The sequence below is a fragment of the Desulfovibrio biadhensis genome, from assembly GCF_055388615.1.
Genome location: NZ_AP042477.1, coordinates 3,184,602 through 3,211,297 on the forward strand (window position 1 = coordinate 3,184,602; position 26,696 = coordinate 3,211,297).

Consider the following 26,696-nt stretch of genomic DNA (forward strand, 5'->3'; position numbering starts at 1 on the left):
CCATGCTGCGCTCGCAACTCGATCATATCATCGGGCAGGTTCTGGACTATGCCCCGCAAACCTCTGATATTCTGTTCACTGCAGAAAAGAGTCTGCAGGCCGAGGTCCATGGCAAGCTCATAACCGTGCCCCTGAAGCCGGACCTGGGCAAGCTGGCGCCTTTTCAGACAGAGGCGGTGGCCATGGCCTTGATGGGGCCACATGTGCGCACTTTTCGCGATCTTGTGGAGCGGGGCTCCTGCGACCTGGCCTACCAATTGCCAGGCCGTGCGCGGTTCCGCGTGAATATCTTCAGCCAACGGGGTTCCTTGTCCATTGTCATGCGCCAGCTTTCCACCAAGGTGCCGACCATCGAACAATTGGGCCTGCCTGAAATATTCAATGACATGTCCCATGAAAAATTCGGCCTTATTCTTGTGACGGGCGCCACAGGTTCAGGTAAGTCCACCTCCTTGGCCGCACTCATCGACAAGATAAATTCTTCGCTCAATGTCCACATCGTTACCCTGGAAGACCCTGTGGAATATGTGCACCCGCATAAACAGGCGACCGTCAACCAGCGCGAGCTTGGGCAGGATTTCGACGCCTTTGCCAGTGGGCTGCGTGCGGCGTTGCGCCAGGCGCCAAAAGTCATTCTGGTGGGTGAAATCCGCGACAGGGAAACCATTGAGATCGCCATGTCAGCTGCAGAAACCGGCCATCTTGTGCTGGGAACCCTGCATACTTCAGACGCTGGGCAGACTATCAACCGTATCATCGGTATGTTCGAGCTGGCTGAGGAGCGCCTTATCCGCATCCGGTTGGCGGAAACCCTCAAATTTGTTGTTTCGCAACGTCTACTGGCAAAAGTCGGGGGAGGGCGCGTGGCCGCTTTTGAAGTGATGCGCAAAAATCTGCGCGTTACAGACCTCATCGTCAATGGTGAGCGCGAAGACAAGACGTTCTACAACGTCATCTCCACCAGCGAAACCTACGGCATGATCACGTTTGACCAGTACATTTTCAAACTTTTTGAGGATGGACTGATCACCGAAGATACCGCCATGCTTGCCGCCACGGATAAATCAAAGCTGGGGCAGATGGTTGATAAGCTCAAGGCATCGCGCGGTGAAAAGGTTACCGACATTGAAGGCCTGACCATTGATGAGGAATACGGCGGCTGATTTGGAATTTTCCGACCGGAGACCAGCGAGATAGACGCCAGAACGCCATCCCCTTGGGAGGGCATTGGACATACGAGGAAAAAACATGCGCTTCATCTGTTCTTCATGCCACAAGGAAATCGGCATTCCGGACAACAAGCTGCCCAGCACCCCACGATTCAAGGTAAAGTGCCCCCATTGCCAGGAGCGTGTCGTGCTCGACAAGAATTCTCCCTATGGCGAAAACCAGGGCATGGCCATGGCGCCGGATTTGACGCATGAAGCGGAGGAGCAGGACGCCGCGCGTGAGTCCAGCATGCAGGTGGAGCCGGAAATTTTTCCGCCAGGTGCGCGCATCGTCTTCATGGCCCTGGACTCCAAGCGCTGGATTGAGGCGGCTCAGGGCTACTTTTCGGAAATGGGCTATTATGAAAGCCGCGCTTCAGATGTTCGTGAAGCTGTCATGAAGCTGCGGCTCAACGATTACCATGTTCTGCTTGTGGAAGATTCCAAAAAGTATCAGGCCATACTTGCAGAACTGGCATCATGGCCCGGCGTCAAGCGCAGAACCATCAATGTCATTCTGATTGGTGACAATGCCCAGAGTCTGGATCCGCAAATCGCCTTTCGCAGGGCCATCAACACGTATTTCAATATCCACGACCTGGACAGAGGGCACGAGTTGTTTGGTATGGCCCTCAAGGCCTTTGACGAATATTATCGTTATCTGCAGATGGCCAAGGGCGAGCTGCCCTCCGGCGCTGCAAGCTGATCCATTCTAGATACAATGAACGGCCGCCATGGGGTGTTCCCACAGCGGCCGTTTTTTTGTCATCGCGCCCATAACGCAAGGCTGGCTTGAACCTAGAGTTTGGGCGTAACGTCCTTGATTGCGTCTTCTTCACCTATACGCAACGCCTGCTTCTTTACCTTGCCGTCGCCAGCGCTGAAATCAATCTGCTTCAGATCGATTTTGCGTACTATTCTGGCTGTGTCGGTATGGTAGTAGAGAATCATATTTTTCGTATCCGCAACCACGGTGTACTGTGTGTCGCTGCAGCAGGCAGGGGACAGGCCCTTGCCTATTTCATTATCAGCCAGCGGCAGCGGTACATTGAAGCTGTCCATGATTTGAAAAACTTCCCGCACCGTATCAAAACCGCCCGTGGTCTTCCTGGCTGTTTGCGACAAGGCCACAGCGCGGACAAACCGTGATGGGGGGGTGAAGTCCCCTGGCAAACCCAGCATGCCGGACCCTGAACCAATGGGCGTCAGGTCAATCTGGCTGTTTGACACTTCAGGCCAGCCGACAGCGCGCAGGTTCATGTAATTGCGCAGGTTGGTCATGTGCCAGTCATAGGAGGGGGAGTTGGTCATCACGCCCAAGGGGGCGTCATAGATTTTCAACGCGCCTTCAAGGTATTCTATGACGATCGAGGCACCCGTGGAATCAGTCACAATGTAATGCATCGGTGGGGAGAACCCCAGAGATTGTTCCACCGTCGGCGCCACCTTGATGGCATCAATGGCTTTGCGCACCTGATCAATCGTATCAAACTGTGTGGTGATCCAGGCGACAACATCCAAGGGGCCGATGGATTTGTCTGCCATGGCCGGATCGTAGTCTTCATATTTTGCAAATCCAGGCATATACAGCGCGGAAGCCGAAAGCCCCTTTTCGTTCAAGGCGTCGGCGTAGGCGTCTTTATGCAACATGGTCACGGCCACGACGCCGTATTTCGTTTTCCAGGTGGCGCCCTTTTTCCCATCAGGCATTTCGGTTGCGGTAAGAGAGATTCCTCTGGGGATGACAACCGAGTCCGGTTCTATGTCGAAAGCGCCCCATTCCATGGTGCGACCGGTAACGACGGTGCCGTCTTCGCCTTTCAGGGTGATGCGGGTGCAGGCATTACCATTGCCAGCCAGCGCCAATACTGTGCAGAAAAAGATTGCCAGTGTGCTTAAGACGAAGATGGATCGTTTTTCAGACGCCATTCGAGACGCCATGCGTGATATCATGCTTCCAAGCCTCCTTTTTGTGTATGTGCTTGCAATAAAGCGTTTTATTTGATCCAGGGTGGATTTCGATAAAACGTATCACAACTGGATACGCTAATGATTATGGTGGGAAAAAACAACGATGCGCGTAAAGATTTCAATGTAATTTTGCTAAATTTTTCTGATGAAGTTGATACGAATGAAAAAACGGTGGATCGCTATGGTCTGTTAAACCAGCGCTCCATGAATTGTTGTTTTTGCGGACAAAGGTTGTTGCGAAAGCAGGTGGTGAGCTTTTGGGATTTATTTCCCGGCGCACCTGAGACAATGACTTGCCAGGGGCGCCCCTCTTGGATGGCGTGCTGGTATACGGCAAAGCTTTCAGCAAAGTCTTCGTAAGGATTCACCGCCGCATACAAGGAAGGGTAGTTGGTGCTCCGGATGAGGGCGGAATACACTTCTGGAGCCTGGGTTATTACAAGGGGGGCGTTTGCAAAAGAATAAATGCGCAGCTTGGAGCGCCAAGGGAAGCTTTTCGCAAAACGGCTTACATACCGCGCGGCATCTCCAGATGTATCAAGGAGCCAGGACGCATCCACAAAAGGGAAAGAGGTGACGGTCTGGTCAGGAGGGGCATTCCAGTCAGGGTGCGCCCCTGTCATGATACCGAGACAATGCCCCAGCTCATGGAGCAGAATATAGCGGACGGCTTCGAAGCTGTTGTCCTGTTTATCTGCGGCAATGCGCATGGTAATGGTGGGGCCGTTTTCCTCTGGCGCAAAGAAGCTCGACTCACGATAACTTGCCCATGCATTGGCGCGGCGTTGTCCGAGCAGTGCGCCGTCCAGCACGATGAAGGCGTGTGCTGCATCGCCACCTGTAGCATAAACACTCTCCGTATATCCGGAAGAGCCCAACTCCTGAGCAATGAACACGCCCAGCAGGCGCTCCTGCAGCACTTTTTGCAAGTGTGGAGGCAGCGCGGCGACAATGGATGTGAGGGATGCTTTGACAAGGGATTCGACTTCCGGCGTGGTAAAGGGCTGAATGGCGGTGGTTTCTGCAGGGTTCGCCCCCCATTGGGTATAGTCCTGACGCAGATAATCGATGATCTCATGAGAGGCAGGGGCAACCCGCGACTCAAGGGGGCGGGACATGGGACGTTCGCGCCACCAGGCAAGTGAGCGGACCGGGTGGCCGGCAAGGTCCGGGCCCTGTGCAAAACAACAAGGCGCCGCAATCAGCCAGAAACAGAGCAGGGCAAGGGCGCCCCTTGCCATCATGGCAGCCCCCATTCCTTTTGCAAGCGCTGGTACTCGGCCGCTGGCAACTGCACCAGCACTGGATGGGCTTGTGGGGTCAGCCAGGTCAGCAGCTCGACCATGTCTTTAGGAGCCATGGCGGTGCAGCCATTGGTTACGCCTTGCGGCTTTGTACGCACATGCAGAAAAATGCAGGAGCCTCTTTTGGGAACTGGGGTTTCGTAGTTGTGGGCCACAACCACGCCCCACCGATACAGTTCGTCTTTGCGCAGCATGTTTTCAGCGCTTTTCCAGTCCTTGCCGCCAGCCTGCTCCGGGGTGATGACCCGGTTGTAGTTGGCAGAGGCGGCATCATCCACGCAAACAAGTTCGTAGTTGGTGTGCACAACGGGCATTTTTGCGTCTGGTACTTCCTCCGGAGCCCTGGCAAAAGCGAAAGGCAGCTCGAATATTCCGGCAGGCGCACGTCCGTCGCCCTCATATTTTACGGGGTCTGTCGTTGTGGTTGCCTTGGGGTGCAGCCCCACCCCCCAGGCAAGGCCGCTGTGGCCAACACCAATGGGAAGTGCGGCGCCAACTGGCTGCCACGGCGTATCGGCCGCGTCCCGTTGGTACCGTTGTAAGGTTCCCTGATTGATATCCCAGCCTGCAGTGGTGACAAGAATGAGTTGGCGGCTGTCCTGCGGGAGAACGGAAGGGGGCGCATTCTCATTGAGCCCCATCTGCATCTCCAGGGCAAATGCGGCATGCGCGCAGCAGAGCAATAGCCCGCCTAGAGCGAGAAGTGTCAGAATGCTCCTGTTCATTGTACCAGTACCACTCTGAAGCCTAAACTGTAGATACGATAATGGGGGCGGATCAGGTCCCTGTTGGCGCAGCGGACATACTTGAAATGGTCGTCCCAGCTGCCGCCACGAGCTATGTATTTGCCGGAGGCTGGGTCAGGGTTCTGTGTCCACTCCCAGACATTGCCCAGCATATCAAAGAGGCCGAAGGGGTTTGGCATTTTAGAGCCGACCGGTGCTGTTTGAGCGAACCCGTCGTCACAGTCGAACCCGTTCCAGTCGTAGCCGTTCATCCTGCGAGAGGTGGCGTCGTGCACATTTGCATACTGGCAGGCGTTGTGACTGTTCTCCCCCCAGTACCAGCGGCCGTTGGTACCGGCGCGGCAGGCGTACTCCCATTCTTCCTCGGAGGGCAGCCGAAAGCGATACCCTGTTGTGGAACTGAGCCAACGGACAAAAGCCTGGGCGTCGTTCCATGAGACATTGACCACCGGATCGCTGTCGCTTTGCTGGAAGCGCACATTGCGCCAGTTGTGCCCTTTGGCGCGTGAGGTCTTGCCCAGGTATATCCATGAGAAGCCTTCGCGCTCCGCGTCCGTGACGTACCCGGTCTGGGAGACAAAATGCGCGAAAGCTTTTCGGGGCACCTCATGCAGTCCCATCCAGAATGGGTCGAGGCATACCTGGTGTTGGCGTTCGTCCTTGTCGCGTCCGGATTCATTGGTCGGGCTACCCATTGTGTAGCATCCGCCAGGGAGAAAGGCGAAGACCAGGCCCGTAGTCGGCTCTGTCCATATCTGCCCAGCCTGGGGGGGCGTTTGTTGCTGTGAGGGTTGCCCCGTGGAGTTGGCGATGGCGCCGCCACCTATGCCGTTGCTGGCAGGAGCAGGCGTGGTGGCTGGCTGCTGGATTGGCTGCGGCGCCGGTTGCGGGGACATGGCAGGCGCAGGCTGCTGTGCCTGCTGGACGGGCTGTTGCGGCGCCTGCCCCGGTTCGAGAACGCGCACCATTTTGGCCATCAGTCCCTGCACTGCCGTGGTGATGCTTTGCAGATTGAGCTCAGCCTGGGCGCCGTCGGCCAGAAGAATCTTGCCGTCCGTGACGTTGATTAGCCGGGCGTCAATGCGCAGGGCTCCGAGAAATTCGCTGACTGAACCCGTGAGCACGGCCTTTGCGCCAAGCATGACACCGATTTTCATGGCGTCGGTCCCAGAGAAACTTGATTCGCCGAATTCCATTTCATCCATGACCTTACGGATCATGTGGCGTTCCACCACCTCGAGACCGTTTTTGACGGCTGCTGTGGTGAAAATTTCTGAGATAATGCGCCCCTTGTTGCCTTGTTTGGCCTCTTCGTTCACAGCATCGAACTCGAGGATGGCTACAACAAGTTTGTCGTCATCATTTTTCTTTTCTTCTTGATCGGTTACTGCTTGTGCTACGCAAGGAAGCAGGAATTGCGCCAACAGCAAGAGCAACACAAGACGCGCAGGAAAACGAAAAATCATGCCTCCTCCTTGCCGCAGACCACTGCGGCGGTTGTCCGTGCTGCTTCGAGCATTTCGCTTTTTTGCTGCATGTCTCCAATGTGGTAGACCCCGCAAGCGCGCACCAGATGTGGTATGTCAAAGCCCTGCCATTTAAAGAAACGGTGATAGCGGGGGTAGATGTCGTCGAAACGATCCTCAAGGGGGTGCCCCTGGGCGATGAGCATGACGAAATGCCTTCCGGGACTGAGCCGGGATCGTTTTTCCTTGTTGTGGGCGTATTCAGGGGTGAGGAAAGAGAACGTGCGGTCAATAAACCCTTTCAGCTGCGCGGACACTTCACCGAAATACACCGGGGTCGCCATGGCCAAGCAGTCAGCCTTGCTGGCGAGATCGAGCACGGGGAGAAGGTCGTCTTTATAGACACAGGACGTCGCTTTTTTCTTGCAGGCAAGACACCCCTGGCAGCCTTTGTAGTCCAGGTCGTTAAGCTGGACTCGAGATACCTGGGCGCCCAGCGCTTCGGCGGCATCACAGAAGCTGTATGCAAGGACGGCGCTGTTTCCTGCAGGGCGCGGGCTGCCATACAGACACAGTATGCGCATCGATCGGGCCTCCTTTCTTACCGGTATGCATGCCGCGCATTCCCGGAACAGGCTGGAATCGGTTTGAGCAGAAGATCTAAAACATTTTAGATAATACGTCCCTAAAGATAAAGGAGCAAGAGGTTGCGGCTCTCATGAAAAACGCCCCCTGGCGTTTTATGACCTGGGGGCGTTCCTGTTTATTTGTTTCAGCTAGAGGAGCGAGATCAATTGTACCCCTTCAGTTGGTCGATGAACTCCGGCAAGAACAAGGAAATCTGCGGGATGTAGGTGATGAGAATAAGGAACACCAACAGAATGGCCAGCCATGGCATGGTTGCCCGCAGAACCCAGGTTAGACTGTGCCCTGTAATACCGGCTGTAACAAAGAGGTTGAGCCCCACTGGTGGTGTAATCATGCCGATTTCCATGTTGACGACCATGATAACGCCCAGGTGGATGGGGTCGATACCCAACTGTACTGCGATGGGGAAGAGGATCGGTGCCATGATCAACAGGATGGCCGATGGCTCCATGAAGTTGCCTGCCATCAACAGAAGGATGTTGACCACGATGAGAAATCCCCAGGCAGGCAGCCCCCAGCCTGTGATCAGTGCGGCAATGTCGTGGGGGATGCGTTCCGTTGTCAGCACGTGAGCAAAAAGCATGGCGTTGCCGATGATGAACAGCAACATGATGCTGACCTTGGAGGCATCGAGTACAACCTTGCGCACTTCGGGGTGAACGATTGAGCGTGGCAGAGCCCAAAGCATGAGCGCGATGTTGCGGCTTGCAGCCACACCCCAGTTTTCGCCACTTTTCACCCACTTTACGCCTTTGAGCGGGCCCATGTCTCGATACACGAATACGGCGATGATGTATGCGTAGACGGCTGAGACGGCTGCCGCTTCCGTGGGGCTGGCAATACCGCCATAGATAGAGCCCAGGACGATGACGATGAGGAACAGGCCGCCCGATGCCGTAATGGCGGAGCGAAAGAGTTGCAAAAAGCCGGGCCATGGTTGTGCAGGCAGCTTTTTGATACGTGCCACCAGGTAGATGACCAGCATCAGCATGGTGCCCATCATGACACCCGGGATGAATCCGGCCATGAACAGCCTGGCCGCGGATTCTTCGGTTGCAGCGGCATATACCAGCATGACGATGGAAGGCGGAATGAGGATGCCCAGGGTGCCCGCGTTGGTGATGACGCCTGCCGCCAGGGATTCCGGGTAGCCGGCTCTGACCATTCCGGCGATGACGATGCTGCCGATAGCTGCGACAGTTGCCGGAGAAGAGCCGGAAACGGCAGCAAAGAGCATGCATGCAAGAACGGAAGCCATGGCCATGCCGCCTCTGATGTGGCCGACGCAATCAATGGCAAAGCGGATGAGCCTGTTTGCCACGCCGCCTGTAGAAAGAAATTGGGCGGAGACAATGAAAAAGGGAATGGCCAAAAGCGTATAGTGGGCGCTTTCCGCCTCAAATAGCTTGAGTGCGATGGAGGCCAGGGAGTCGTTTGAAAACAGCAGGATTGTGGTAATGCTCGAGAGGCCCAGGGCGATGGCGATGGGCATACCCGAGAACATGCAAATGAACAGGATTATAAACAGGGCGGCGGTTGTCATGTGGCGTCACCCTCTGATTCTGCGAGTTTTTTGGCTTCTTCGGCCAATTTCATGCTTTCCTGGGCTTCGTCAACCATGGTGAAGCCGTCGGCTTTGCCTGTGAAGAGCTGCCAGAGGAGTTGGAGGAGCCTGTATGCCAGCATTACGAATCCAATCAGCAGGATGCTGTGGGCGGCCCACTTTGGAACGGGTAAATCTTCCAAGTGGATGCCGATCATGTACATTTTGCTGAGGTAGACATACGACCCCTTGATGAAGAGGCCGCAGTAAGCAAGGCTCGCAAACACGGCGATGATGGTGACTATCCGCCGTAAACCAGGTTTCATGGAACGCACCAGGGCGTCTACGCCCAGATGCGAGCCGACTTTCAAGCCGTAGGAAGCGCCGAAAAGAACCATCCAGGCTGAAAGGTGCAGCGTCAACTCCTGTGCCCACATCAGCCCTGTGTTGAAGCCGAAGCGCAGTACGACCTCCATAAATACCAATAGGGTCATTGCAGCAAGGAGGAAGGAAATAATTCCTTCCTCCAGCTGGTCGATGAACGATCGTATCATTGGGGTTCAGAGTCCTTATTTGGATGCGGAGGCAGCGGCGTCGATGACGTCCTTGCCGATCTGACCTTCGAACTCAGCCCATACGGGCTTCATTGCTTCAACCCACTTGGCGCGTTCGTCAGCGGTCAGCATGATGATCTCACTGCGGCCGGAGTCGACGATCTTCTGCTTGGCTTCCAGGTTCTTTTCTTCTGATATCTTGTTGCCGTAAATGCGGGCTTCTTCGAGCAGGGCGGCGACTTCAGTGCGGATGTCGTCAGGCATGCTGCTCCAGAATTCGGAGGAAGTGACCAACAGATAGTCGAGAAGGCCATGGTTGGACTCGGTGATGTAAGGCTGCACTTCGTAGAATTTTTGGGAGTAGATATTGCTGTACGTGTTTTCCTGACCGTCGATGGCCTTGGTTTGCAGCAGGGTGAAGACTTCAGAGAAGGGCTTTTTCAGAGGAACACCGTCAACAGCCTGGAACTGGGCGGCCAGAACGTCGGAGGCCATGATGCGGAATTTTTTGCCATGAGCGTCTTCGGGGACGCGCAGAGGCTCATGCGCGGACAGTTGCTTCAAGCCGTTGTGCAGGTACCCCAGGCCGAGGATGCCCTTGTCTTCCATGGAGTGCAGCAGCTTTTGTCCTACGTCGCTTTTCTGAAATTTTTCAACAGCTTCCATGTCCTTGAACAGGAAGGGGAGGTCGAATACCTGGAGCACTTTCGTATAGGATTCAAACTTGGAGAGAGCAGGGGCGCCAAGCTGTACGTCGCCTAGAAGCATTGCTTCCAGAACCTTGTCATCGCCAAATAACTGGGAGCTGGGGTATACTTCAACAACAACCTTGCCCCCCATCTTTTCTGCTACCAGATCGCGGAATTTGTTGGCCATTTGCCCCTTTGGGGTGTTTTCAGCAACAACATGGGAGAATTTGATGACGATGGGGTCGGCAGCAAATGCAGAACTGGCAAAAACTAAAATCATTGCTGCAGCCAGGGCCATCACAAACTGTTTCTTGAGCATGCCTTTTCTCTCCTTGCGATGAATGATTGTTGTACACGCCTCCACAGACGCAACAGTCCCTTCTGCCAGAAAGGGGAGCTCCAAAGCCCGAGGGGCTCCAAACACTCATACTGCAGCGCCGTAAGCATCAGACGACGCTCATGATAGGACGTTTCATGAGGGCATGGCGTGAACGCGTTGTGCAATGCTTGTCAGGACCGGTTCCCTGCCTGTCCTTGCCACCTGTGAAGCACGCATACTGGGTCCTGCCAGACCCTGTGGTGCTCCGCACGATGTTTATTTAGCACACGTGCACTGCCATGTAGTCATTTCTTTGTAGTCAAAAACATACTGAATTGCAAACGATCTGAAGCATAATGACCGTACTTTTCAGAGAAGACCTTTCAATACAACACAATTTGTATCTGTTGCATAACAAGACAGAACAGTATTGACATTGATTTCTCAATCAACTATGGTTCAATGAACGTCGATTGACGAATCAATCAATTCTCATGACAAAAAAAGAACGAATACTTGTAGCTGCACAGGAGCTGTTTGGCCTTCATGGCTATAGTGCCACGACCGTGAAAATGGTTGCAGAAAAGGCTGATGTCGCTTTTGGTCTAGTAGCGCACTATTATGGCAGTAAGGAGTCACTGTTCATAGCTGCTGGAGACGATATGGTTCTCCGGATGCTTGATGCCGTGCGCCATGTGGCGTCCAATGCTGCTACAGGTGTACAGGCCGTCCATGCGTTCATCAGACGTTATCTCGATTTCACTCTGGAGCATCGCTCCACGTTTCCCATTCTGTTGCGCTGCTCTCCGTTCAGTGATGTCCGGCTTGACCTGGACAGGCAACGCATCACGGATTCTTTCACTGCATTGATAGCAGAATTGCAGCAGCATGTGGAACGGGGGATTGCAGACGGTACTATCAAAGATCTTCCGCCAAAAGAGATAGCTTTTGCGATATATGCCAATATCGTTGGAGCTGTACGTACCCGTTTCATTTCTCCCTATGATGTTCCTACCCTATATGACGAAAGTATCCGTTTCGTCATGCGCAGTATCGCTTCCGCTCCAGAATCTATTTTACAAGAATAAATGCCTGTTTAGGGTGTATTTGCTTGCGTGCAGCAATTGAAGAATGTCGCACAGTGCTGCCAATGCTTTAATTGCATGCGGTGTTGTGCATGCAATGGGACACGTGCATTATTTTGTGACTGTGTTATAGTTCTGGCGTATTTTGATAAGTGGATACGTAGTTTGCTGTCATTTCGCACCGTGCGTGAAAGGCAGGGAAAAACAGCCGGGAACTTGTTCTAGAGGAGCGAGTATTTTCTGCAGGGGCAGGCGCATATCGCTATGAAAAAAACGGCGCCCCATGGTCTGGAGCGCCGTCGTGGGAACAGAAATATGCGTGGGGGGATTATCCTTCGCGGTTTTCCTTTTGATACTTTGAAGGGCACTTGGTCATCAGCACATTGGCGTCAAAGGTCTGATGTCCATTCGGCAGGGCGCCTTCCACTATAACTTCGGCGCCATCCTTGAACGTGTCAGGGACAACACCGGCGTATTTGACCCAAATGGCTTTTCCCTTGTCCTGACTGTCCAGCAAGCGGAAGGTGACGCCAGAGCGTGTCTCCATGGTCTGAATGCTCTCGCCGTCAACAGTGCCGAAAAGCCGGGCTGAACCCAACTTGCCGGGTTCCATGGCCAGTGCCTCTGAAACCTCGACAAAATAGACGCTGTTTTGCGAAAGGCCGGAAAAGAGCAGGAAACCCAAGGCCCCCAGCAAGAGCGCGAACGCGGCGATGTACACGTTCTTGTTAGACTTCTTAGCCATTTATCTCCTCCATGACTGTGCTGACCATTGACCGTGCATGGATATTAGCATCATCCAGGCGGTACGTACACCAAGAATTATGAATTATTTTGTTTTCGTCAACCGTTGACGTTGGCGTCTGGCCAACTCACGCATGTCTTCAACCTGGTCCGTCTCGTCGACAATTTCCTTGCCCAGGATTTCTTCAAGCACATCCTCCAGGCTCACAACGCCTGCAACGCCGCCATATTCATCAAGAACAACAAACAGGTGCATCCGCGACTCAAGAAATTTCACCAGCAGGCGGTCAAGGGTCAGTGTCTCGACCACAAAGCGGACAGGCCGCATAATTTCATTGATGCGCGTGTCGTAGCGATCGTCTGCAACGGTTTCCAGGACCGCGCGTCGCAGCACAATCCCTACGATTTCTTCAGGATCATCGTTTTCGTAAACGGGAATACGCGAGTAATGCCACAAGTTTTTGATGTTGCGCGCATCGATGACGCTGATTTGGGCAGGCAGCGAAAAGACTACGGTGCGGGGCGTCATGATGTCGCTCACCGTTTTTTTGTCCAGCGAAAGAATATTGCGGATGGTCATTTCTTCGTAAGGTTGGATGACGCCACTCTTACGGGTCAGGCTGACCACCGCGGTAATGTCATCTTCGGTGGTTTTTATCTCGCTGGTAGGACGGACTTTGCGTCCCAAATAGCCTGTGATCCAGATGACGGGGAGAAAAATCAGGACAAGTACTTCAAGCGGCTTGGCCAGAACAGGCATCAGCTGCTTGGCGTATGCAACGCCGATGGTTTTGGGCAGAATTTCGGAAAATACAAGAATAGCAGCCGTAAAGGCCGCCACAAAAAGGCCCATGCTTTCTGAGCCGAAAACCTTGATGGCGGCTGCGCCGGCAATGGAAGCGCCCGCTGTATTGGCTATGGTGTTCAACGTGAGCACAGCAGAGATGGGGCGCTCTACATTAGTGCGCAGCTTGAAAAGAATGTGGCCGGATTTTTTTCCCTGGCGACGCAAATGCTCGATGTGGCTGATGGGAACAGCATAGAGCGCTGCTTCTGTAATCGAGCAAAGCGCAGAAATAAAAATGGCCAGGCCGGCTGACAGGATCAGTTCAAACATGGCCGGGCATGCCAATATTTCCCACTGCAACAATGCAAGAAGAGCGGGTGATTATGTGATGGTAAAGTTGCGGGTCAGGGTCCATACGTGAAACCGCTCATACGTTGTTCCAAGGGAAAATGCAATCCCCAATGAGGGGCATTCGCCTCCCTGCTGCGGGGCGGGCTGCTTTGTTTCCACTACGGGGCGCGCCCCGGTCCGGCTTCGCTGCGCGATGTCAGGACCGCGGCAAGGGCCTTGCTCCACACCGCCGATACGAGCGGCGCGTGCAAGGCCGCGCTTCAATCCCAACAATTGCCTTTACCGTTTCCAGTTGGTATTAATAGATGCTTCGCCACAACGCATCTTTCCGATGCTCACCCCTGCATACCATGAATGAAACGCCCTTGATCCAGAAGCCGCCGCACCGCATATGCCTGTGGAACACTGCCTTTTTGGGAGATGCCGTGCTTACTTTGCCACTGGCTGCCGCCCTGCACAGGGCATGGCCGGAGGCGGCCCTTGATTTTTGGGTTCGCGGTGGTCTGGAGTCGCTCTTTCACGCACAGCCCGAATTTTCGCGTGTTGTGCCCGTTGCAAAGCGCGGGGGCGATGCCGGCCCAGCAGGCCTTTTGCGTCTTGTCCAACAATTACGGCAAGGGCGGTATGACGTGCTGGTCTGCGCCCACACCAGCCAGCGCAGTGCCTTGGCTGCCATTGCGTCGGGTATTCCTGTTCGGGTAGGGTATGAAAATGGGGCACTTTCCCGTTTTGCCTTCAAATACCGCGTACAGCGCCGGTTTCGTGAACTTGACGAAATAGAGCGTTTACTCGGGTTGCTCCGACCCCTGGGGATTGCCCAGGTTTTTTCCTGGCCGGAGTTGACCCTCGCCGCAGAAGCAAAAGAGCAGGTCGCTCACTGGCAACGGGAGAACAATCCTGAAGGGGCGCCCCTGCTGGGGCTGCATCCCGGTTCTGTATGGCCTACCAAGCGCTGGCCGGCCGAACGTTTTGGCCAGATTGCCGCGTTAGCAACGAAAGAGGGCGCCAAGGTCTTGGTGTTTGCCGGCCCTGGCGAGGAGGAACTTGCCCAGGAACTGCTCGGCGCAGCCAAGGCCGCTGCTCCTGACAGGCAAAACCGCTTATACGATCTTTCAGGCCGTTTGAACCTGTCCGCTCTGTCCGCCTTTTTGGGGGCAGTGGATTGCTACGTATGTAATGATTCCGGCCCGATGCACCTGGCTTGGCCGCAAAGGACGCCTTTGGTGGCCCTTTTCGGCCCCACCACGAGGGAACTGGGTTTTTACCCCAGGGGGAGCAGTGCATTGGTGCTGGAAACCGACCTGGATTGCCGCCCTTGCGGAAAACATGGCAGCGTTCGTTGCAAGGAAGGACACCACCGTTGTCTGGCGGACATCCGTGTTGATACCGTCTGGCCGGCTGTACAGGAGCGGTTATACGCCCCGCGACAAAAGGGGGCGGTATGAGTACGGGCCAGCCTTCGCAATGGTTGGTCATGCGGTTGGGCGCCATGGGCGACGTGCTTCTGACCACAGGTGTAATGGACTACTGGCGCAGAACGCGGGGCTTGCGTTTCAGCGTGTTGACCAAACACCCCTGGGGGGAGCTCTTGCATGGGCACCCTGCTGTGGAGGATGTGCTGGAGTTGGATTCCGAGGCGCTCCGGACAAAAAGTTTCATTGCCACCGCCCGTGAACTTGCTGCGCGCCTGTCGGATCACGGCCTTTTGGACCTGCACGGCACGACACGTTCGCGGATGGTCTCTTTGCTTTGGAAGGGAGAGGTGCGGCGCTACCCTAAAATGGCAATGCTGCGGCGGGCAGCCGGACTCACCCGCTGGCCGTCGTTGCTCGAAAAACTGGAACGTCTTACCGTTCCCCAACGCTATGCCCTGGCTCTGGAAGAAGCGGCACCTCCTTCCAGGGAGCTGGCGCCTCATATCTGGTTGCAACAGGAAGAATTGGCAGCAGCCAGGGAAATGTTGGCAGACCACTTGCCCTTTGCCGGGCAGACACGGGTCGCGGCCCTGCACCCTTTTGCCGCTCATGAAAGCAAACGCTGGCCTGTAACGCATTGGCGGGAATTGCGGCGTATGTTGCTAGATGCAGGGTGGAGTGTATTTATTGTAGGAAGTGCTGCTACACATGAAGGGCTTGCGCCCCTCAAAGGAGAGCAGGCACACTATACGTCGGACTTGACGCGGCAGACGTCGCCCCGGCAAAGCGCTGCATTGCTGGCTTGTGCTGATGTGCTTATCACGGGGGATTCCGGTCCCATGCACCTGGCTACTGCCGTGGGAACGCCGGTTGTCGCGCTTTTTGGTCCGACAACGCGTGCCTGGGGCTTTTTTCCGCAGGGCGCCACCAGGCGGGGAAAGCATGTAGTGCTGGAGCGCGATCTGGGCTGCCGCCCTTGCTCGTTGCATGGTAAAAAAGCCTGCAACAAAAAGCATGAATGCCTCGAAGGCATAACCCCTGATATTGTGATGCGGGGAGTAATCGAAGCCGCCGGCCCGCTATCGTGATGCGCATGGTGCAAAGATGTGGACCACCGCGTCCATAACGTGAAAGGAGAAAACGTATGCGTCCGCTCTATTTTGATTATAACGCCACCACGCCTGTGCTACCCAGGGTTTTCAATGCCATGCGCCCTTATTTTATGGAGCATTTCGGGAATCCCGGGTGCGGCCATGAATTTGGTGTTGTCGCCAGGCAGGCAATCGACGAGGCACGTGACAAGGTCGCCCGACTTTTGGGCTGCGGCCCGGAAGCTATTGTCTTCACCTCCTGCGCCACGGAAAGCAATAACATGGTGCTGCACGGTGTCTTTGAAAACGCCACCGGCGGTTGCCTGGTCACCAGTCAGATCGAGCACCCCGCCATACTGGAGCCGGCACGGGAGTTGGCACGGCATAGCGTGCATGTGGTGCAGGTGCCCGTGGATGACCGCGGTGTGTTGGATTTGAATTTTCTTGAGGACGCTCTGGCGGAAGCGCCGCTAGATGGCGGCCCTCGCTTGCTGTCGTTGATGTTGGCAAACAACGAGACCGGCGTGTTGCAACCGGTTGCCGAGGCTGCAGCAAAGGCGCGTGAGTATGGTTTTCTGGTGCATACGGACGCTGCACAGGCAGTGGGCAAGATTCCGGTGAACGTGCAGGAGCTGGGCGTGGATTTCCTTACCGTGGCCGGACACAAGTTGTATGCGCCCAAGGGGATAGGGGCCCTGTATGTGAATCCCGTGATCTCTTTTGCGCCTTCCACCTACGGCGGTGGACAGGAGGGGGGGCTGCGCCCGGGAACGGAGAATGTGCCTTACATTGTGGCTTTGGGTGAGGCCTGTGCGTTGGCTCTGGAAGGACTGGAAGAGGAGATGGGACGGCAGGAAGCGCTTTGTGGCTATCTTTACGAGGGATTGGGCAAACTTGGTATAGAGGTGAGTCTGCATGGCAGAAACGCCCCCCGACTGCCCAATACGCTGAGCGTCGGCTTCAAGGGCTTGCGCGCTGGCGATATTTTGTCCGGCATGGTGGGACAAGACATAGCCGCATCGGCGGGGGCAGCCTGCCATGCGGATGCCTCAGGCGGCGATACGGTGAGCATCAGCCACGTTTTGGAGGCCATGCGCGTGCCAGAGGAATATGCAGCAGGGGCTATACGATTTTCATGGGGGCGTTTGACCACAAAAAACGATGTGGAAGAGTTGCTTGAACGGCTTCGTCCGATTTTACATCCGCTTTCTGTTCTTTAAACATGGCAAATGCGGCTGCATGGGCTCCAAAAGATGTTTTTGAAGGATGGCGGTTGGGTAGTTGTTTGTTGTAATGTGCTTCAATATGCTAATGAATTACGTAGAAAAATTGTGATAACTGGAACGACGCATTTTATTCAGACAGGTACGGGTAACGGGTAAGGCATGGTCAGCAAGTATAGTACGCATGGCAGCAAACAGGTATATGCTGCATTCGCTTTGTTGAAAAAGCATGCTGTTGGCGTTTTGTTGCCTGCTGTCTCATTTCTCATGTGCTCTACTTTGCTTTTCGCGTTTGCTTTGCCAGCAGGCGCACAGGAAAAAAGACCTCTTGAAGGAGAAGGCATTTCTCTTATCGTGCTCGGTGCTTTGCTTTTTGTTAGTCTTGCAGCTTTTTTCCTGTTGTTTGTAAAACATAGAAAACTACAGCAGAAGTTGCAGGAATCCAATATGCAATACCAGGGAGTGGTGGATAACATTCCACTGGGGCTTTTGCATCTGGATGCAAAATACAGCGTGTTGAGCATGAATGCGACAATGCGTGAATGGTTTCCGGATGTACACATTGGCGAGGGGGTAAAACCTCTGTGCTACAATGTTTTCAAACACGCTGAACAAGATGGTGTCGCGTGGTTCTGTCCGACACGTCGCGCCTTTGCAGAGGGTCGTGTGCACAGGGCCGTTGTGGAACTAGAGGTGAAGGGCGAGAACAGGATGATGCGCATCATCTCATGCCCTTTACATGATAATCACGGAAAAGTTTCCTCTGTCATTGAGCTGTTTGAAGATTTTACAGACTACAAGAAGAGCGAAGTCGCCTATGAGGAGCAGCTTCACTTTTTGCAGTCCTTGCTTGAAACAACCCCCTTGCCGATTCATTACAGCGATGTTGCCGGCGTCAATCTTGGGTGCAACAAGGCCTTCGAAGAATTGATAGGCCTTTCCAAGGAAGAAATAATTGGTGCGCGGGCACGGAAATTTTATAGCGAAGATTTCGCGACCCATTGCGAAGAAGTGAATGCGCGCATTTTGGCCAATGGGCAGCATGTGGCCTATGAACGCCCGATGACTTTGGCGTCTGGATTGGTAAAAGATGTCATCATTTCCAAAGCGCCTTTTTATGATGTTGCCGGAAAGCCGGCCGGTGTGGTCAGTGCCATCATGGACATTTCAGAACGCAAGATCATGGAGCATGAACTGCACGAGGCCAAGGAGCGCTACCGTAGTATTTTTGAGAATGCCGTCTTGGGTATTTTTCGCACTACCCTGGATGGCAAGGTCGTTATGGTGAGCCCTTCCTTGCGTAGGATGTTCGGCTACGAGAGCAAGGAATTCGCGGAAAAGGGGAACAGTCTAAATAGCGACGTGTACGCAACGCCACATCGACGGCAGGAAATTCTTGATGATTTGCAATCAAGGCAAGGCGTTGCCACCTATGAAGCTCTTTTCAAGCGAAACGACGGCACGCTGTTTTTTGGCTCCATGAATGTGCAGTTGACCAGGGACGAGCATGGCGCACCGTTGTTTTTGGATGGCGTTCTGGAAGATATTACGGAGCGCAAGAAGGCTGAAGAACAGTTGCGGCACGCCAAGGCCGAGGCGGAAAGCGCCAGCCGTCTCAAATCCGATTTCATCACGACTGTCACCCACGAGTTGCGGACGCCGCTGACCTCGGTTTTGGGATTCAGCAAGATGCTGCGCAAAAAACTGGAAAACGGAATCTTTCCTTATCTGCCAAAGAAAGATGCGCGGGCGCAGCGCACGAAAGAGCAGGTCCGGAACAGCTTTGAAATGTTGATGATAGACGCGGAACTGCTATCAAAGCTCATTAATGATGTCATTGACTTGGCAAAGCTGGAATCGGGACAGAAGCAAATTGAGTTGCGGCCCGAACCCATGGCCCCCATTCTCCGGCAGGCTCATGGTGAAATGGCATTGATTTTTGAAAAGCAGGGAACGAATTTTTCACTGCAGGAGCCCCCTGGCGGATTGTTGGCAATGTGCGACAAGGAGCTGGTTCTGGATGTGCTGCGGCAACTGTTGGATAATGCACTGAAGTTCACCCCAACAGAGGGGCAGGTTAGGTTGTGGGCAGAACGGGATGGCGACACGGTCCGGGTTGGTGTCAGCGATACGGGAAAAGGCATTTCAACGGACGACCAGGAACATATTTTCAACCAGTTCAGCCAATTGGGGGATACCCTCACCGACAAGCCTAAGGGCACGGGCCTGGGGCTGACCATCTGTCGTTCCATTGTGGAGCAGCATGGCGGCGAGATATTGGTGGAAAGCACCGTTGGTATGGGCAGTTCCTTTATTTTTACTTTGCAACGAGCCGAACCGGACAAGGCGGCTCAGCTGGCCACGCCGTTTTTGCCCCAGAATTGAGCCACGGTTTCTGCTTCACGCAACAGCAGGGAAAGGGCGGCGCCGGGGATCAGGCCAGGCAGACTGCGCCCCTCCCGCCAGCGTTCACGGATCATTTCTCCACTGATGTCTATGCGGGGGAGCGGCAGGTATATGAGCTGCGTACCCTGTGGAAAATTCCATGCGGTTACGCCTTGTGGGGGCGTAACTGGCGTGGCTTCGGGCCAGTGCTCTTCAACAAAGCCGGACACGTCGGCAAGGTCGCGTTTTTGCCTGGGAACGATCACCAGCGAAGCCAGATCAGGTAGTTGCAGCCCCTGTTTCCAGGAAGGCAGTGTCAATATGTCCCCAGCTCCCAGCACAAAATGGACTCTGGCGTCAGGCTCCCGCTGGGCATATTCCGCCAAGGTGTCACAGGTATATGAAGGGCCGGGGCGCTCGCGCTCCATGGTGTTGAGCGCGAGGCCCGGCACATTGTGTTCTCCGGCTTCACTTCCAATGCTGCGGGAAATACACTGGGCGCGCAATTCAAAAGGCAATAGATCGGAAGTCGCCTTGTGAGGCGGCACACTGCAGGGGGTGATGTCCACCCGCGTCAGCTTCAGGCGCTCCAGCACCTCAATGGCCAGACGCAGGTGCCCTATGTGAAAGGGGTTGAAACTGCCCCCGAGCAATCCGATGGCGCGCATTTTCAGTTACCCCCACTCAGCCCCGTACTTGCCCCTGCCCGAGCACCACGAACTTGGTGGTCGTCAGTTCCGTAACGCCCATGGGGCCGTAGGAGTGCAGCTTTGAGGTGCTGATGCCGATTTCCGCCCCCAATCCGAGCTGGCTGCCATCGTTGAAGCGGGATGAAGTGTTCACGCCCACCATGGAGGCGTCCACTTCGCGCAGAAAACGCATGGCGGCGTCGTGGTCCCTGGTGCAGATGAGTTCCGTGTGGTTGGAGCCGTTGGCGGCGATGTAGTCCTGGGCCTCGTCCTGATCCTTGACAACCTGGACGTAGAGGATGAGGTCATGGAATTCCATGCCCTGGTCCTCTTGTGTGGCTGCCTGGGCGGCATCCCCCAAAAGCGGCAAGGAGCGGGGGCATGCGCGAAAGCTGACTCCGGCGGCGCCGAGCTTTGCGGCGACTTTGGGGAGAAAAGCCTCGGCTTCCTTTTCGTGCACCAAAAGGCCTTCCAGTGCGTTACACACGCCGGGGCGTTGCACCTTGGCGTTGAAAACGATCTCCAATGCCTGGTCCAGGTCTGCATCCTTATCAATATATGCGTGGCAAACGCCTTTGTAATGTTTGAGAACAGGCATGGTCGCATCGGCAACCACGGCCCGGATCAGGTTCTCCCCGCCGCGGGGGATGATCACGTCGATGTATTCGTCCAGCTTGAGCATGGCTTGCACGGCGGCGCGGTCCGTCATGGGCAGCACCTGTACGCCGGCAGCGGGCAATCCCGCTTCTTCAAGCGCTTCGTGTAGCAGTTTCCCAAGGGCCAGGTTGGAGTTGATGGCCTCTGAACCACCTCTCAAGACCACGGCATTGCCGGCTTTCAGGCAAAGAATGGCAGCATCCACAGTCACATTGGGACGGGATTCGAAAATCATTGCGATGACGCCGAGGGGGATCCGCATGCGCCCTACTTGTAATGCGTTGGGGCGTTGCCACATGGTTTCGATGGCGCCAACAGGGTCTGGCATGGCGGCTACTTCACGACATGCGCGCGCCATCTCATCCAAAACAGCCGGCGTCAGACGCAGGCGGTCCATGCGTGGGGCATCCAGCCCATTAGCTTCTGCCGCGTCCAAGTCTATTTTGTTGGCGGCTTCAATGTCGTTCCTGCGCGAGTCGAGCAGCTCTGCAAGTTTCAGAAGCGCCTGCTCCTTTTGGGCCGGGGTGGCCTTGACCAGCGCCCGCGCAGCTTGTTTGGCGTTCTTACCGATTTCCAGGACCTGTTGCTCGATGCTCATCGTTCCTCCTGTTGGACAGATTATCGCGTTCAAGAAATTAGGCCATTCTGGATGACTTGCTCTCTTGGCGCGGGAGCGGTAAGGGTGCTCTTCCGCTCCTTAAGGAATACAAAAGTGTCGTGGAATAATTTTCCACGATATGTCGGAAGTTGCTGAAGCGGCTGAAGAATTCCTTTGGCAGCGGTAAATTGGGAAAAAGGCTGAAAGCCTTTTGACATTTCTGTAAGCTGTGATACAAGGCCCTTTCAGCCGCGGCAACATAACCCCATATGTTGCCCTGAAACCAGAGCCGGCGCAAGTGGCTGTTTTGATGGCGCAGGCACGCAAATCCGGCGTCGCATTGGTGCGATTGCCGTATCCGATTCAGCAAAGGAGTCTGCATGAGCGCGGAAGAGGCGCAGAAAAAAACAGAAGCACACGATCTGCCCCAAGCAGAGTTGGGGGATGGCATGCATCCGGCCCTCCAGAAGATCGTGGACAATGTCAAGTACATCGCTATCGTGGCTGGCGCAATTGTGCTGATCGTGGGCGGCTTTGGCATTTTTGAATACGTCCAGAAAAAGAACACGCAATCTTCCAGCATGGAACTGGGGCAGATATTGGTCAGCAAGCAGGGCGCCGACAGGGTGTCCGAGCTTGAGGCTTTTGTGCAGCAGGCTCCTGAATCCCTCGTACTCACTGCCCGCTTTGAGTTGGCAGCTGCATTGCAGGCCGAAGAGCGTTACGATGACGCTTTGAAAGTTTGGCGGCAGCTGGAAAGCGACGTGCCAGACAATATGAAGGCCGCTGTCAAGTTGGGAATGGCCAATGTGCTGGAGGATAGCGGTAAGAATGAGGACGCCCTCAGCGCCCTGCAGGCCTTTTTGCCTGCAGCGCCAGAGGCCTATAAGGGTGAAATACAGCGCCGCATTGCTGAACTGGCTGAAAAGCTGGGTAAATTCGATGTTGCCGTCGAAGCCTATCGCAGCATGCTTGAAGCTGAAAATGCGCCTGAGCAGATCAAGGCCTTCTACCGTTACAAGATTTCAAATCTGGAGCAGCAGTCGAACAATAGCTGATTCCTGTCATGACGTCCCTGGCAAGGGAACCACCCTTGCCGGGGGCATATCTTCATTAAAAGGAAAGTGAGCGAGCCAATGACCAATCCTCTCTTGCAGTCCAAAGAAGGCGACAAGCTGTTGCTGTTGGGCAACGAAGCCATTGTCCGCGGCGCCCTGGAAGCAGGGGTCCGTTGCGTGACGTGTTACCCCGGCACGCCTTCGTCTGAAGTGCCTGATACCTTTTTTCGTCTTTCTGCAGATCCGGAAGCGACATACCACTTCGAATATTCGGTTAACGAGAAAGTCGCCCTGGAAGTTGCCGGCGGCGCCTCTCTCGGGGGCGCGTTGAGCCTGGTGACCATGAAGCACGTTGGTGTGAACGTGGCTGCCGACCCGCTGATGACCTTGACTTACATCGGCGCCCCTGGTGGGTTTGTATTGCTTTCTGCAGACGACCCCCATTCCCATTCCAGTCAGAACGAGCAGGACAACCGCTACTACGCCCGGCTGGGTAACATGCCTGTGTTTGAGCCGGCCACTGCCCAAGAGTGCAAGGACATGACCAAGGACGCCTTGCTCCTGTCCCGGGAGTACGAGCATCCTGTTCTGCTGCGCACCACCACCCGTGTCAACCACGTGCGTGGGGCTGTGACGTGCGGCGACAAGGCCCCCATGGCCGAAATCGTTCCCTTTGCAAAGAACCCGCGTCGGTTTGTCTCCGTTCCAGCCAACGCACGGCCCTTGCGCGCGGCGTTGCTCGAAAAAATGGAACAACTGCGTGCGGTGGCGGAAAAAAGCTCCTGGAATACGGTTACGGGAGAGGGAACACTGGGCGTGGTTGCCTGCGGTATTCCCCGCGCCTATCTGCAGGATGTTTTGTATGAAAACGGCTTGCAGGACAGGGTAAAGGTTTTCGACCTGGGTATGAGCTATCCTTTGCCGGAAAAGAAAATGCTGGAGTTCTTCGACGGGTTGCAGGCCGTGCTGGTTCTGGAAGAGCTGGAACCCCTCGTCGAGGAAGACATGCGCGCCCTTGTGCAGCGTCAGGGGCTGGAACTCACGATCTTCGGCAAAATGCCGGTCAAGGACGTGATGGCTCAGAGCGTTGCCGCCCATTTGCCGCAGCAGGGCGAATATTCCGTTGCCAGTGTGCGCAAGGCCCTTTTGGCCGCCTTGGGCGAGGTGTATATCGAGCCTGAAATCAGTCCGCTGGATCAAACTTTGCCCATTCGCCCCCCGAACCTGTGCGCTGGTTGTTCACACCGCGGCCTCTACTATGCCGTGCGGCAGACATTTGGTGACAATGCCGTCTACTCTTCGGATATCGGTTGCTATACACTGGGCATCCTGCCTCCCTTGAGCACTGCCGACTTTTTGCTTTGCATGGGGTCGAGCGTTTCCGCGGGGAGCGGATTTGCAACCGCATCCGGCAAGACGGTTATCGGTTTTATCGGCGACTCCACCTTTTTCCACTCGGGCATTACCGGCCTGGTGAACGCAGTGTTCAACAACCACGAACTGCTGCTGGTTGTTCTTGACAACAAGACCACTGCCATGACCGGCCACCAACCTCACCCTGGTGTGGAAGATACTGCACAGGGGCCGAATGAAAATCGCGTGGATATCGAGACCATTGTCAAGGGCTGCGGCGTAGAGCACGTAAGGCGCGTGAGCCCCTACAACCTGAAAGCGACATTCAAGGCTCTGGAAGAATTCAAAGGACTTTCAGGTGTCCGGGTCCTCATTGCAGAGGAAGCCTGTGTACTTTTTGCACGCCGGACCCTTCGCAAGAAGCCTGGGCAGACCGCCTATGTCGCTACCCAGGGTGAAGGTGCCGAATCCTGTGTCGAGCAACTTGCTTGCCCGGCTTTTTACCGTGATGAAAATGGCGTCGCGATCGACGAAAACCAGTGTTCGGGCTGCATGGTCTGTCTGCAGGTGACCAAGGACGTCAAGGCCCGCAAAAGGAGTGCCTGATGGACAGAGTGCGCATCTTCCTCACCGGCGTAGGTGGCCAGGGAACCCTTACCGCCACTACGCTTCTAGCCAAGACCGCCATGGAGCAGGGCGTGGAGGTGACCTCTGGCGAGATTCACGGCATGGCCCAACGCGGTGGGGTCGTGGAATCCACCATCTTGCTCGGTGGCTGGAAAAGCCCCAAAATCGGACCGGGAGAAGCTGATATTCTGCTCGGTTTTGAACCTCTGGAAACGCTGCGCGGCCTGCATTATCTGCGCAAGAGCGGGGTGGCAGTCTCCAATAGCGAAGCCATTTCCCCTGTGGCGGTTGCCATGGGGAAAGCTGAATACCCCTCTATGGATATGATCCGGGAGCGCGTGGAAAACTGGACGAGCATGCACCGTTTTCTGCCTTGCCGCAGCCTGGGGCAACAAGCTGGCGCCGTGCAGAGCGGCAACATCGCCCTTATGGGGGCGCTGTGCTCTCTTGGTGCGCTTCCCTTTGGTCCGGACGCCCTGGAGCAGACCCTACGCCGGAACATGAAACCGGCCCTGTTGGATGTTAACCTCAAGGCCTTGGAGCTCGGCGTCGCAGCCGTGGCCTAGGTATAATCGCCTAATCAAAGGTAGCCACATGCATAACGGATCTCTCGCCGCTGAAATGGAACCATATCTGGGGACACTGCGGCAGGTAGTGACCGAGATGGGACCGCAACGTCCCTTTCAACCGACACTCAAAGCCGTGTTGTCCACGCTTTCGCAAAACCACGGTTTTTTGCGTCCACATCTCGTGATCTTTGATCCCGAAACCAAGACGCTCAAGTTGAGTCTTACCCATGGCGCTGCAAAGAATGCCCAGGCTACCTACGAGCCTGGGCAGGGCATTACCGGCCAGGTTTTCACCACTGGCCAACCCGTAATTGTGCCGCGCATGAGCGAGCATCCCGATTTTCTGAACAAGGCTTTTGGCCGTACGGAAGTGGAACTCAAGGAGCTCGGATTCATTTGTGTGCCTGTGTTGTCTCCAAAGGCTGAAAATGAAGGATATGAGATCCTGGGGACGCTCAGTGTGGATGCCCCTTCCGGCAATACGGAAATCCTTGAGGCGCAGTGCCGCTTTCTGGAAATCGTTGCCGGCATGATCGCCAACCAGGCTGCCTATCTTCAGGAAGAAATGGCGCGGCAGAAGCACCTCATGGCCCAAGGACTGGTCGCCAATACCGACGTGGGCTTCAGGGCCGGCAATATCGTTGCCGCCTCCAAAAGCATGCGCCTTGTGCTGAACCAGGTGGCTCAGGTTGGCCCCAGCCGGGCTACGGTGCTGTTGCGTGGCGAATCTGGAACGGGAAAAGAGCTTTTTGCCGAAGCCATCCACGCATCTTCACCGCGCAGTGAGATGTCCCTGGTCAAGTTGAACTGCGCCGCCCTGCCTTCGGAATTGGTGGAAAGCGAGCTCTTTGGACATCAGAAGGGCGCTTTTACTGGTGCGGTGCAGGCGAAAAAAGGTCTGTTTGAGCTGGCAAACCGCGGAACGCTGTTCCTGGATGAGATCGGCGAGTTGTCGCTCAATGCCCAGGCCAAGGTGTTGCGCGCCATTCAGGAGCAGGAAATCCAGCGACTGGGCAGTGAGCAGACCGTGACTGTCGATGTGCGGCTTATCGCTGCCACACACCAGCCTCTGGAAGAACTGGTCGAGCGGGGCATGTTCCGTGAAGACCTGTACTACCGCATCAATGTATTTCCGATCTTCATCCCGATTCTGCATGAGCGGCGCGAGGATATCCTCCCCCTTGCCGAGCATTTTCTGGAGCAATACAGTGAGGAGTACAACCGCGAGATCAAACGCATTTCCACACCTGCCATAGACCTGTTGAACCAGTACCATTGGCCGGGAAACGTGCGTGAGCTGAAGAACTGCATAGAGCGCGCTGTGCTCATCTGTGATGATGAGGTCATCCGCACGTACCACCTGCCGCCTTCCTTGCAGACAGCAGAAAGTTCGGCCACGGACACCAACCTGTCCTTTTGCGATGCGGTGGCCAAGTTCGAACAGGAGCTCCTGGTCGATGCCCTGAAAAAGGCCCGCGGCAACATGCTGCAAGCCGCGCGCGATCTTCGGGTAAGTTACCGCATTGTGAACTACAAGGTGAAGAAATACGGCCTGGACGCCAAGAAGTACTCCATGGCGACCCGCAACAAAAAATAGAGACGGCAGGGAGGGCGCG

Annotated in this window: 23 protein-coding genes; 11 read left to right on the forward strand and 12 right to left on the reverse strand. The window is 55.2% G+C overall.

Annotated features, from left to right (window positions below; translation table 11 throughout):
- Positions 1 to 2: 2 nt before the first annotated feature.
- A complete protein-coding gene (locus ACZ5EH_RS13735) occupies positions 3 to 1,163 on the forward strand; it encodes a type IV pilus twitching motility protein PilT (protein ID WP_464274449.1) in 1,161 nt (386 codons plus the stop codon).
- A gap of 85 nt (positions 1,164 to 1,248) precedes the next feature.
- The gene (locus ACZ5EH_RS13740) at positions 1,249 to 1,914 is read left to right on the forward strand and encodes a zinc-ribbon domain-containing protein (RefSeq protein WP_464274450.1); all 666 of its coding nucleotides are present in this window, start codon (positions 1,249 to 1,251) and stop codon (positions 1,912 to 1,914) included.
- 92 nt (positions 1,915 to 2,006) lie between these two features.
- On the opposite strand, the gene ACZ5EH_RS13745 is transcribed toward ACZ5EH_RS13740, so the two are convergent.
- The 8 genes from ACZ5EH_RS13745 to ACZ5EH_RS13780 all read right to left on the reverse strand — a co-directional run bounded on the left by ACZ5EH_RS13745 (position 2,007) and on the right by ACZ5EH_RS13780 (position 10,448).
- Complete coding sequence (locus ACZ5EH_RS13745; RefSeq protein WP_464274451.1) at positions 2,007 to 3,161, reverse strand: linear amide C-N hydrolase; 1,155 nt, start codon at positions 3,159 to 3,161, stop codon at positions 2,007 to 2,009.
- Between the two features lie 197 nt (positions 3,162 to 3,358).
- Positions 3,359 to 4,423, reverse strand: coding sequence for a hypothetical protein (locus tag ACZ5EH_RS13750; RefSeq protein ID WP_464274452.1), 1,065 nt, complete (start codon positions 4,421 to 4,423; stop codon positions 3,359 to 3,361).
- Positions 4,420 to 5,208, reverse strand: a complete 789-nt coding sequence (locus ACZ5EH_RS13755; protein WP_464274453.1) for a L,D-transpeptidase family protein — start codon at positions 5,206 to 5,208, stop codon at positions 4,420 to 4,422. The genes ACZ5EH_RS13750 and ACZ5EH_RS13755 overlap by 4 nt, the downstream gene beginning before the upstream one ends.
- A complete protein-coding gene (locus ACZ5EH_RS13760; RefSeq protein ID WP_464274454.1) occupies positions 5,205 to 6,695 on the reverse strand; it encodes a FlgO family outer membrane protein in 1,491 nt (496 codons plus the stop codon). Before ACZ5EH_RS13760 ends, ACZ5EH_RS13755 begins: the two co-directional genes overlap by 4 nt.
- Positions 6,692 to 7,279, reverse strand: coding sequence for a flavodoxin family protein (locus ACZ5EH_RS13765; RefSeq protein ID WP_464274455.1), 588 nt, complete (start codon positions 7,277 to 7,279; stop codon positions 6,692 to 6,694). The genes ACZ5EH_RS13760 and ACZ5EH_RS13765 overlap by 4 nt, the downstream gene beginning before the upstream one ends.
- A gap of 206 nt (positions 7,280 to 7,485) precedes the next feature.
- Entirely contained in the window at positions 7,486 to 8,886 is a 1,401-nt protein-coding gene (locus ACZ5EH_RS13770) for a TRAP transporter large permease (RefSeq protein WP_464274456.1), read from the reverse strand.
- The gene (locus ACZ5EH_RS13775; protein WP_464274457.1) at positions 8,883 to 9,440 is read right to left on the reverse strand and encodes a TRAP transporter small permease; all 558 of its coding nucleotides are present in this window, start codon (positions 9,438 to 9,440) and stop codon (positions 8,883 to 8,885) included. Before ACZ5EH_RS13775 ends, ACZ5EH_RS13770 begins: the two co-directional genes overlap by 4 nt.
- Before the next feature lie 15 nt (positions 9,441 to 9,455).
- On the reverse strand, positions 9,456 to 10,448 hold the full coding sequence (locus ACZ5EH_RS13780; protein WP_464274458.1) for a TRAP transporter substrate-binding protein: 993 nt from the start codon (positions 10,446 to 10,448) through the stop codon (positions 9,456 to 9,458).
- A 494-nt stretch (positions 10,449 to 10,942) separates the two neighbouring features.
- On the opposite strand from ACZ5EH_RS13780, the gene ACZ5EH_RS13785 reads away from it, so the two are divergent.
- The gene (locus ACZ5EH_RS13785) at positions 10,943 to 11,536 is read left to right on the forward strand and encodes a TetR/AcrR family transcriptional regulator (protein WP_464274459.1); all 594 of its coding nucleotides are present in this window, start codon (positions 10,943 to 10,945) and stop codon (positions 11,534 to 11,536) included.
- A gap of 325 nt (positions 11,537 to 11,861) precedes the next feature.
- Here ACZ5EH_RS13785 and ACZ5EH_RS13790 read toward each other — a convergent pair whose 3' ends face one another.
- Both ACZ5EH_RS13790 and ACZ5EH_RS13795 read right to left on the reverse strand, forming a co-directional pair.
- Positions 11,862 to 12,278 (reverse strand): cytochrome c maturation protein CcmE, encoded by a 417-nt coding sequence (locus tag ACZ5EH_RS13790; protein WP_464274460.1) that lies wholly within the window; start codon positions 12,276 to 12,278, stop codon positions 11,862 to 11,864.
- An 84-nt stretch (positions 12,279 to 12,362) separates the two neighbouring features.
- A complete protein-coding gene (locus ACZ5EH_RS13795) occupies positions 12,363 to 13,394 on the reverse strand; it encodes a hemolysin family protein (RefSeq protein WP_464274461.1) in 1,032 nt (343 codons plus the stop codon).
- A gap of 446 nt (positions 13,395 to 13,840) precedes the next feature.
- On the opposite strand from ACZ5EH_RS13795, the gene ACZ5EH_RS13800 reads away from it, so the two are divergent.
- The 4 genes from ACZ5EH_RS13800 to ACZ5EH_RS13815 all read left to right on the forward strand — a co-directional run bounded on the left by ACZ5EH_RS13800 (position 13,841) and on the right by ACZ5EH_RS13815 (position 19,529).
- Complete coding sequence (locus tag ACZ5EH_RS13800) at positions 13,841 to 14,860, forward strand: glycosyltransferase family 9 protein (protein WP_464274462.1); 1,020 nt, start codon at positions 13,841 to 13,843, stop codon at positions 14,858 to 14,860.
- On the forward strand, positions 14,857 to 15,918 hold the full coding sequence (locus tag ACZ5EH_RS13805; RefSeq protein WP_464274463.1) for a glycosyltransferase family 9 protein: 1,062 nt from the start codon (positions 14,857 to 14,859) through the stop codon (positions 15,916 to 15,918). Before ACZ5EH_RS13800 ends, ACZ5EH_RS13805 begins: the two co-directional genes overlap by 4 nt.
- 56 nt (positions 15,919 to 15,974) lie before the next feature.
- Positions 15,975 to 17,141 carry a cysteine desulfurase family protein gene (locus tag ACZ5EH_RS13810; protein ID WP_464274464.1) on the forward strand — a complete coding sequence of 389 codons (1,167 nt, stop codon included), beginning with the start codon at positions 15,975 to 15,977 and terminating at the stop codon, positions 17,139 to 17,141.
- 450 nt (positions 17,142 to 17,591) lie between these two features.
- Entirely contained in the window at positions 17,592 to 19,529 is a 1,938-nt protein-coding gene (locus ACZ5EH_RS13815) for a sensor histidine kinase (protein WP_464274465.1), read from the forward strand.
- Here ACZ5EH_RS13815 and ACZ5EH_RS13820 read toward each other — a convergent pair.
- Positions 19,496 to 20,197 carry a nicotinate-nicotinamide nucleotide adenylyltransferase gene (locus ACZ5EH_RS13820; RefSeq protein ID WP_464274466.1) on the reverse strand — a complete coding sequence of 234 codons (702 nt, stop codon included), beginning with the start codon at positions 20,195 to 20,197 and terminating at the stop codon, positions 19,496 to 19,498. The genes ACZ5EH_RS13815 and ACZ5EH_RS13820 overlap by 34 nt on opposite strands.
- 16 nt (positions 20,198 to 20,213) lie before the next feature.
- Positions 20,214 to 21,473 carry a glutamate-5-semialdehyde dehydrogenase gene (locus ACZ5EH_RS13825; RefSeq protein ID WP_464274467.1) on the reverse strand — a complete coding sequence of 420 codons (1,260 nt, stop codon included), beginning with the start codon at positions 21,471 to 21,473 and terminating at the stop codon, positions 20,214 to 20,216.
- Between the two features lie 380 nt (positions 21,474 to 21,853).
- On the opposite strand from ACZ5EH_RS13825, the gene ACZ5EH_RS13830 reads away from it, so the two are divergent.
- The 4 genes from ACZ5EH_RS13830 to ACZ5EH_RS13845 all read left to right on the forward strand — a co-directional run bounded on the left by ACZ5EH_RS13830 (position 21,854) and on the right by ACZ5EH_RS13845 (position 26,677).
- Positions 21,854 to 22,531 carry a tetratricopeptide repeat protein gene (locus ACZ5EH_RS13830; RefSeq protein WP_464274468.1) on the forward strand — a complete coding sequence of 226 codons (678 nt, stop codon included), beginning with the start codon at positions 21,854 to 21,856 and terminating at the stop codon, positions 22,529 to 22,531.
- 78 nt (positions 22,532 to 22,609) lie between these two features.
- A complete protein-coding gene (gene iorA / locus ACZ5EH_RS13835) occupies positions 22,610 to 24,490 on the forward strand; it encodes an indolepyruvate ferredoxin oxidoreductase subunit alpha (protein ID WP_464274469.1) in 1,881 nt (626 codons plus the stop codon).
- Positions 24,490 to 25,077: an indolepyruvate oxidoreductase subunit beta gene (locus ACZ5EH_RS13840; protein ID WP_464274470.1), complete on the forward strand. Its 588-nt coding sequence runs from the start codon at positions 24,490 to 24,492 to the stop codon at positions 25,075 to 25,077. Before iorA ends, ACZ5EH_RS13840 begins: the two co-directional genes overlap by 1 nt.
- Positions 25,078 to 25,105: 28 nt before the next feature.
- Complete coding sequence (locus ACZ5EH_RS13845; RefSeq protein WP_464274471.1) at positions 25,106 to 26,677, forward strand: sigma-54-dependent Fis family transcriptional regulator; 1,572 nt, start codon at positions 25,106 to 25,108, stop codon at positions 26,675 to 26,677.
- Positions 26,678 to 26,696: the final 19 nt, after the last annotated feature.

Bases quoted from the DNA above. Each gene is read 5' to 3' on its own strand.
- ACZ5EH_RS13775 (WP_464274457.1), bottom strand. From the start codon at position 9,440: ATGATACGATCGTTCATCGACCAGCTGGAGGAAGGAATTATTTCCTTC.
- ACZ5EH_RS13825 (WP_464274467.1), bottom strand. From the start codon at position 21,473: ATGAGCATCGAGCAACAGGTCCTGGAAATCGGTAAGAACGCCAAACAA.
- ACZ5EH_RS13845 (WP_464274471.1), top strand. From the start codon at position 25,106: ATGCATAACGGATCTCTCGCCGCTGAAATGGAACCATATCTGGGGACA.
- ACZ5EH_RS13805 (WP_464274463.1), top strand. From the start codon at position 14,857: ATGAGTACGGGCCAGCCTTCGCAATGGTTGGTCATGCGGTTGGGCGCC.
- ACZ5EH_RS13840 (WP_464274470.1), top strand. From the start codon at position 24,490: ATGGACAGAGTGCGCATCTTCCTCACCGGCGTAGGTGGCCAGGGAACC.
- ACZ5EH_RS13790 (WP_464274460.1), bottom strand. From the start codon at position 12,278: ATGGCTAAGAAGTCTAACAAGAACGTGTACATCGCCGCGTTCGCGCTC.
- ACZ5EH_RS13760 (WP_464274454.1), bottom strand. From the start codon at position 6,695: ATGATTTTTCGTTTTCCTGCGCGTCTTGTGTTGCTCTTGCTGTTGGCG.
- ACZ5EH_RS13770 (WP_464274456.1), bottom strand. From the start codon at position 8,886: ATGACAACCGCCGCCCTGTTTATAATCCTGTTCATTTGCATGTTCTCG.
- ACZ5EH_RS13740 (WP_464274450.1), top strand. From the start codon at position 1,249: ATGCGCTTCATCTGTTCTTCATGCCACAAGGAAATCGGCATTCCGGAC.
- ACZ5EH_RS13765 (WP_464274455.1), bottom strand. From the start codon at position 7,279: ATGCGCATACTGTGTCTGTATGGCAGCCCGCGCCCTGCAGGAAACAGC.
- ACZ5EH_RS13745 (WP_464274451.1), bottom strand. From the start codon at position 3,161: ATGATATCACGCATGGCGTCTCGAATGGCGTCTGAAAAACGATCCATC.
- ACZ5EH_RS13830 (WP_464274468.1), top strand. From the start codon at position 21,854: ATGAGCGCGGAAGAGGCGCAGAAAAAAACAGAAGCACACGATCTGCCC.
- ACZ5EH_RS13755 (WP_464274453.1), bottom strand. From the start codon at position 5,208: ATGAACAGGAGCATTCTGACACTTCTCGCTCTAGGCGGGCTATTGCTC.
- ACZ5EH_RS13815 (WP_464274465.1), top strand. From the start codon at position 17,592: ATGCAATACCAGGGAGTGGTGGATAACATTCCACTGGGGCTTTTGCAT.
- ACZ5EH_RS13795 (WP_464274461.1), bottom strand. From the start codon at position 13,394: ATGTTTGAACTGATCCTGTCAGCCGGCCTGGCCATTTTTATTTCTGCG.
- iorA (WP_464274469.1), top strand. From the start codon at position 22,610: ATGACCAATCCTCTCTTGCAGTCCAAAGAAGGCGACAAGCTGTTGCTG.
- ACZ5EH_RS13785 (WP_464274459.1), top strand. From the start codon at position 10,943: ATGACAAAAAAAGAACGAATACTTGTAGCTGCACAGGAGCTGTTTGGC.
- ACZ5EH_RS13750 (WP_464274452.1), bottom strand. From the start codon at position 4,423: ATGATGGCAAGGGGCGCCCTTGCCCTGCTCTGTTTCTGGCTGATTGCG.
- ACZ5EH_RS13780 (WP_464274458.1), bottom strand. From the start codon at position 10,448: ATGCTCAAGAAACAGTTTGTGATGGCCCTGGCTGCAGCAATGATTTTA.
- ACZ5EH_RS13820 (WP_464274466.1), bottom strand. From the start codon at position 20,197: ATGCGCGCCATCGGATTGCTCGGGGGCAGTTTCAACCCCTTTCACATA.
- ACZ5EH_RS13735 (WP_464274449.1), top strand. From the start codon at position 3: ATGCTGCGCTCGCAACTCGATCATATCATCGGGCAGGTTCTGGACTAT.
- ACZ5EH_RS13810 (WP_464274464.1), top strand. From the start codon at position 15,975: ATGCGTCCGCTCTATTTTGATTATAACGCCACCACGCCTGTGCTACCC.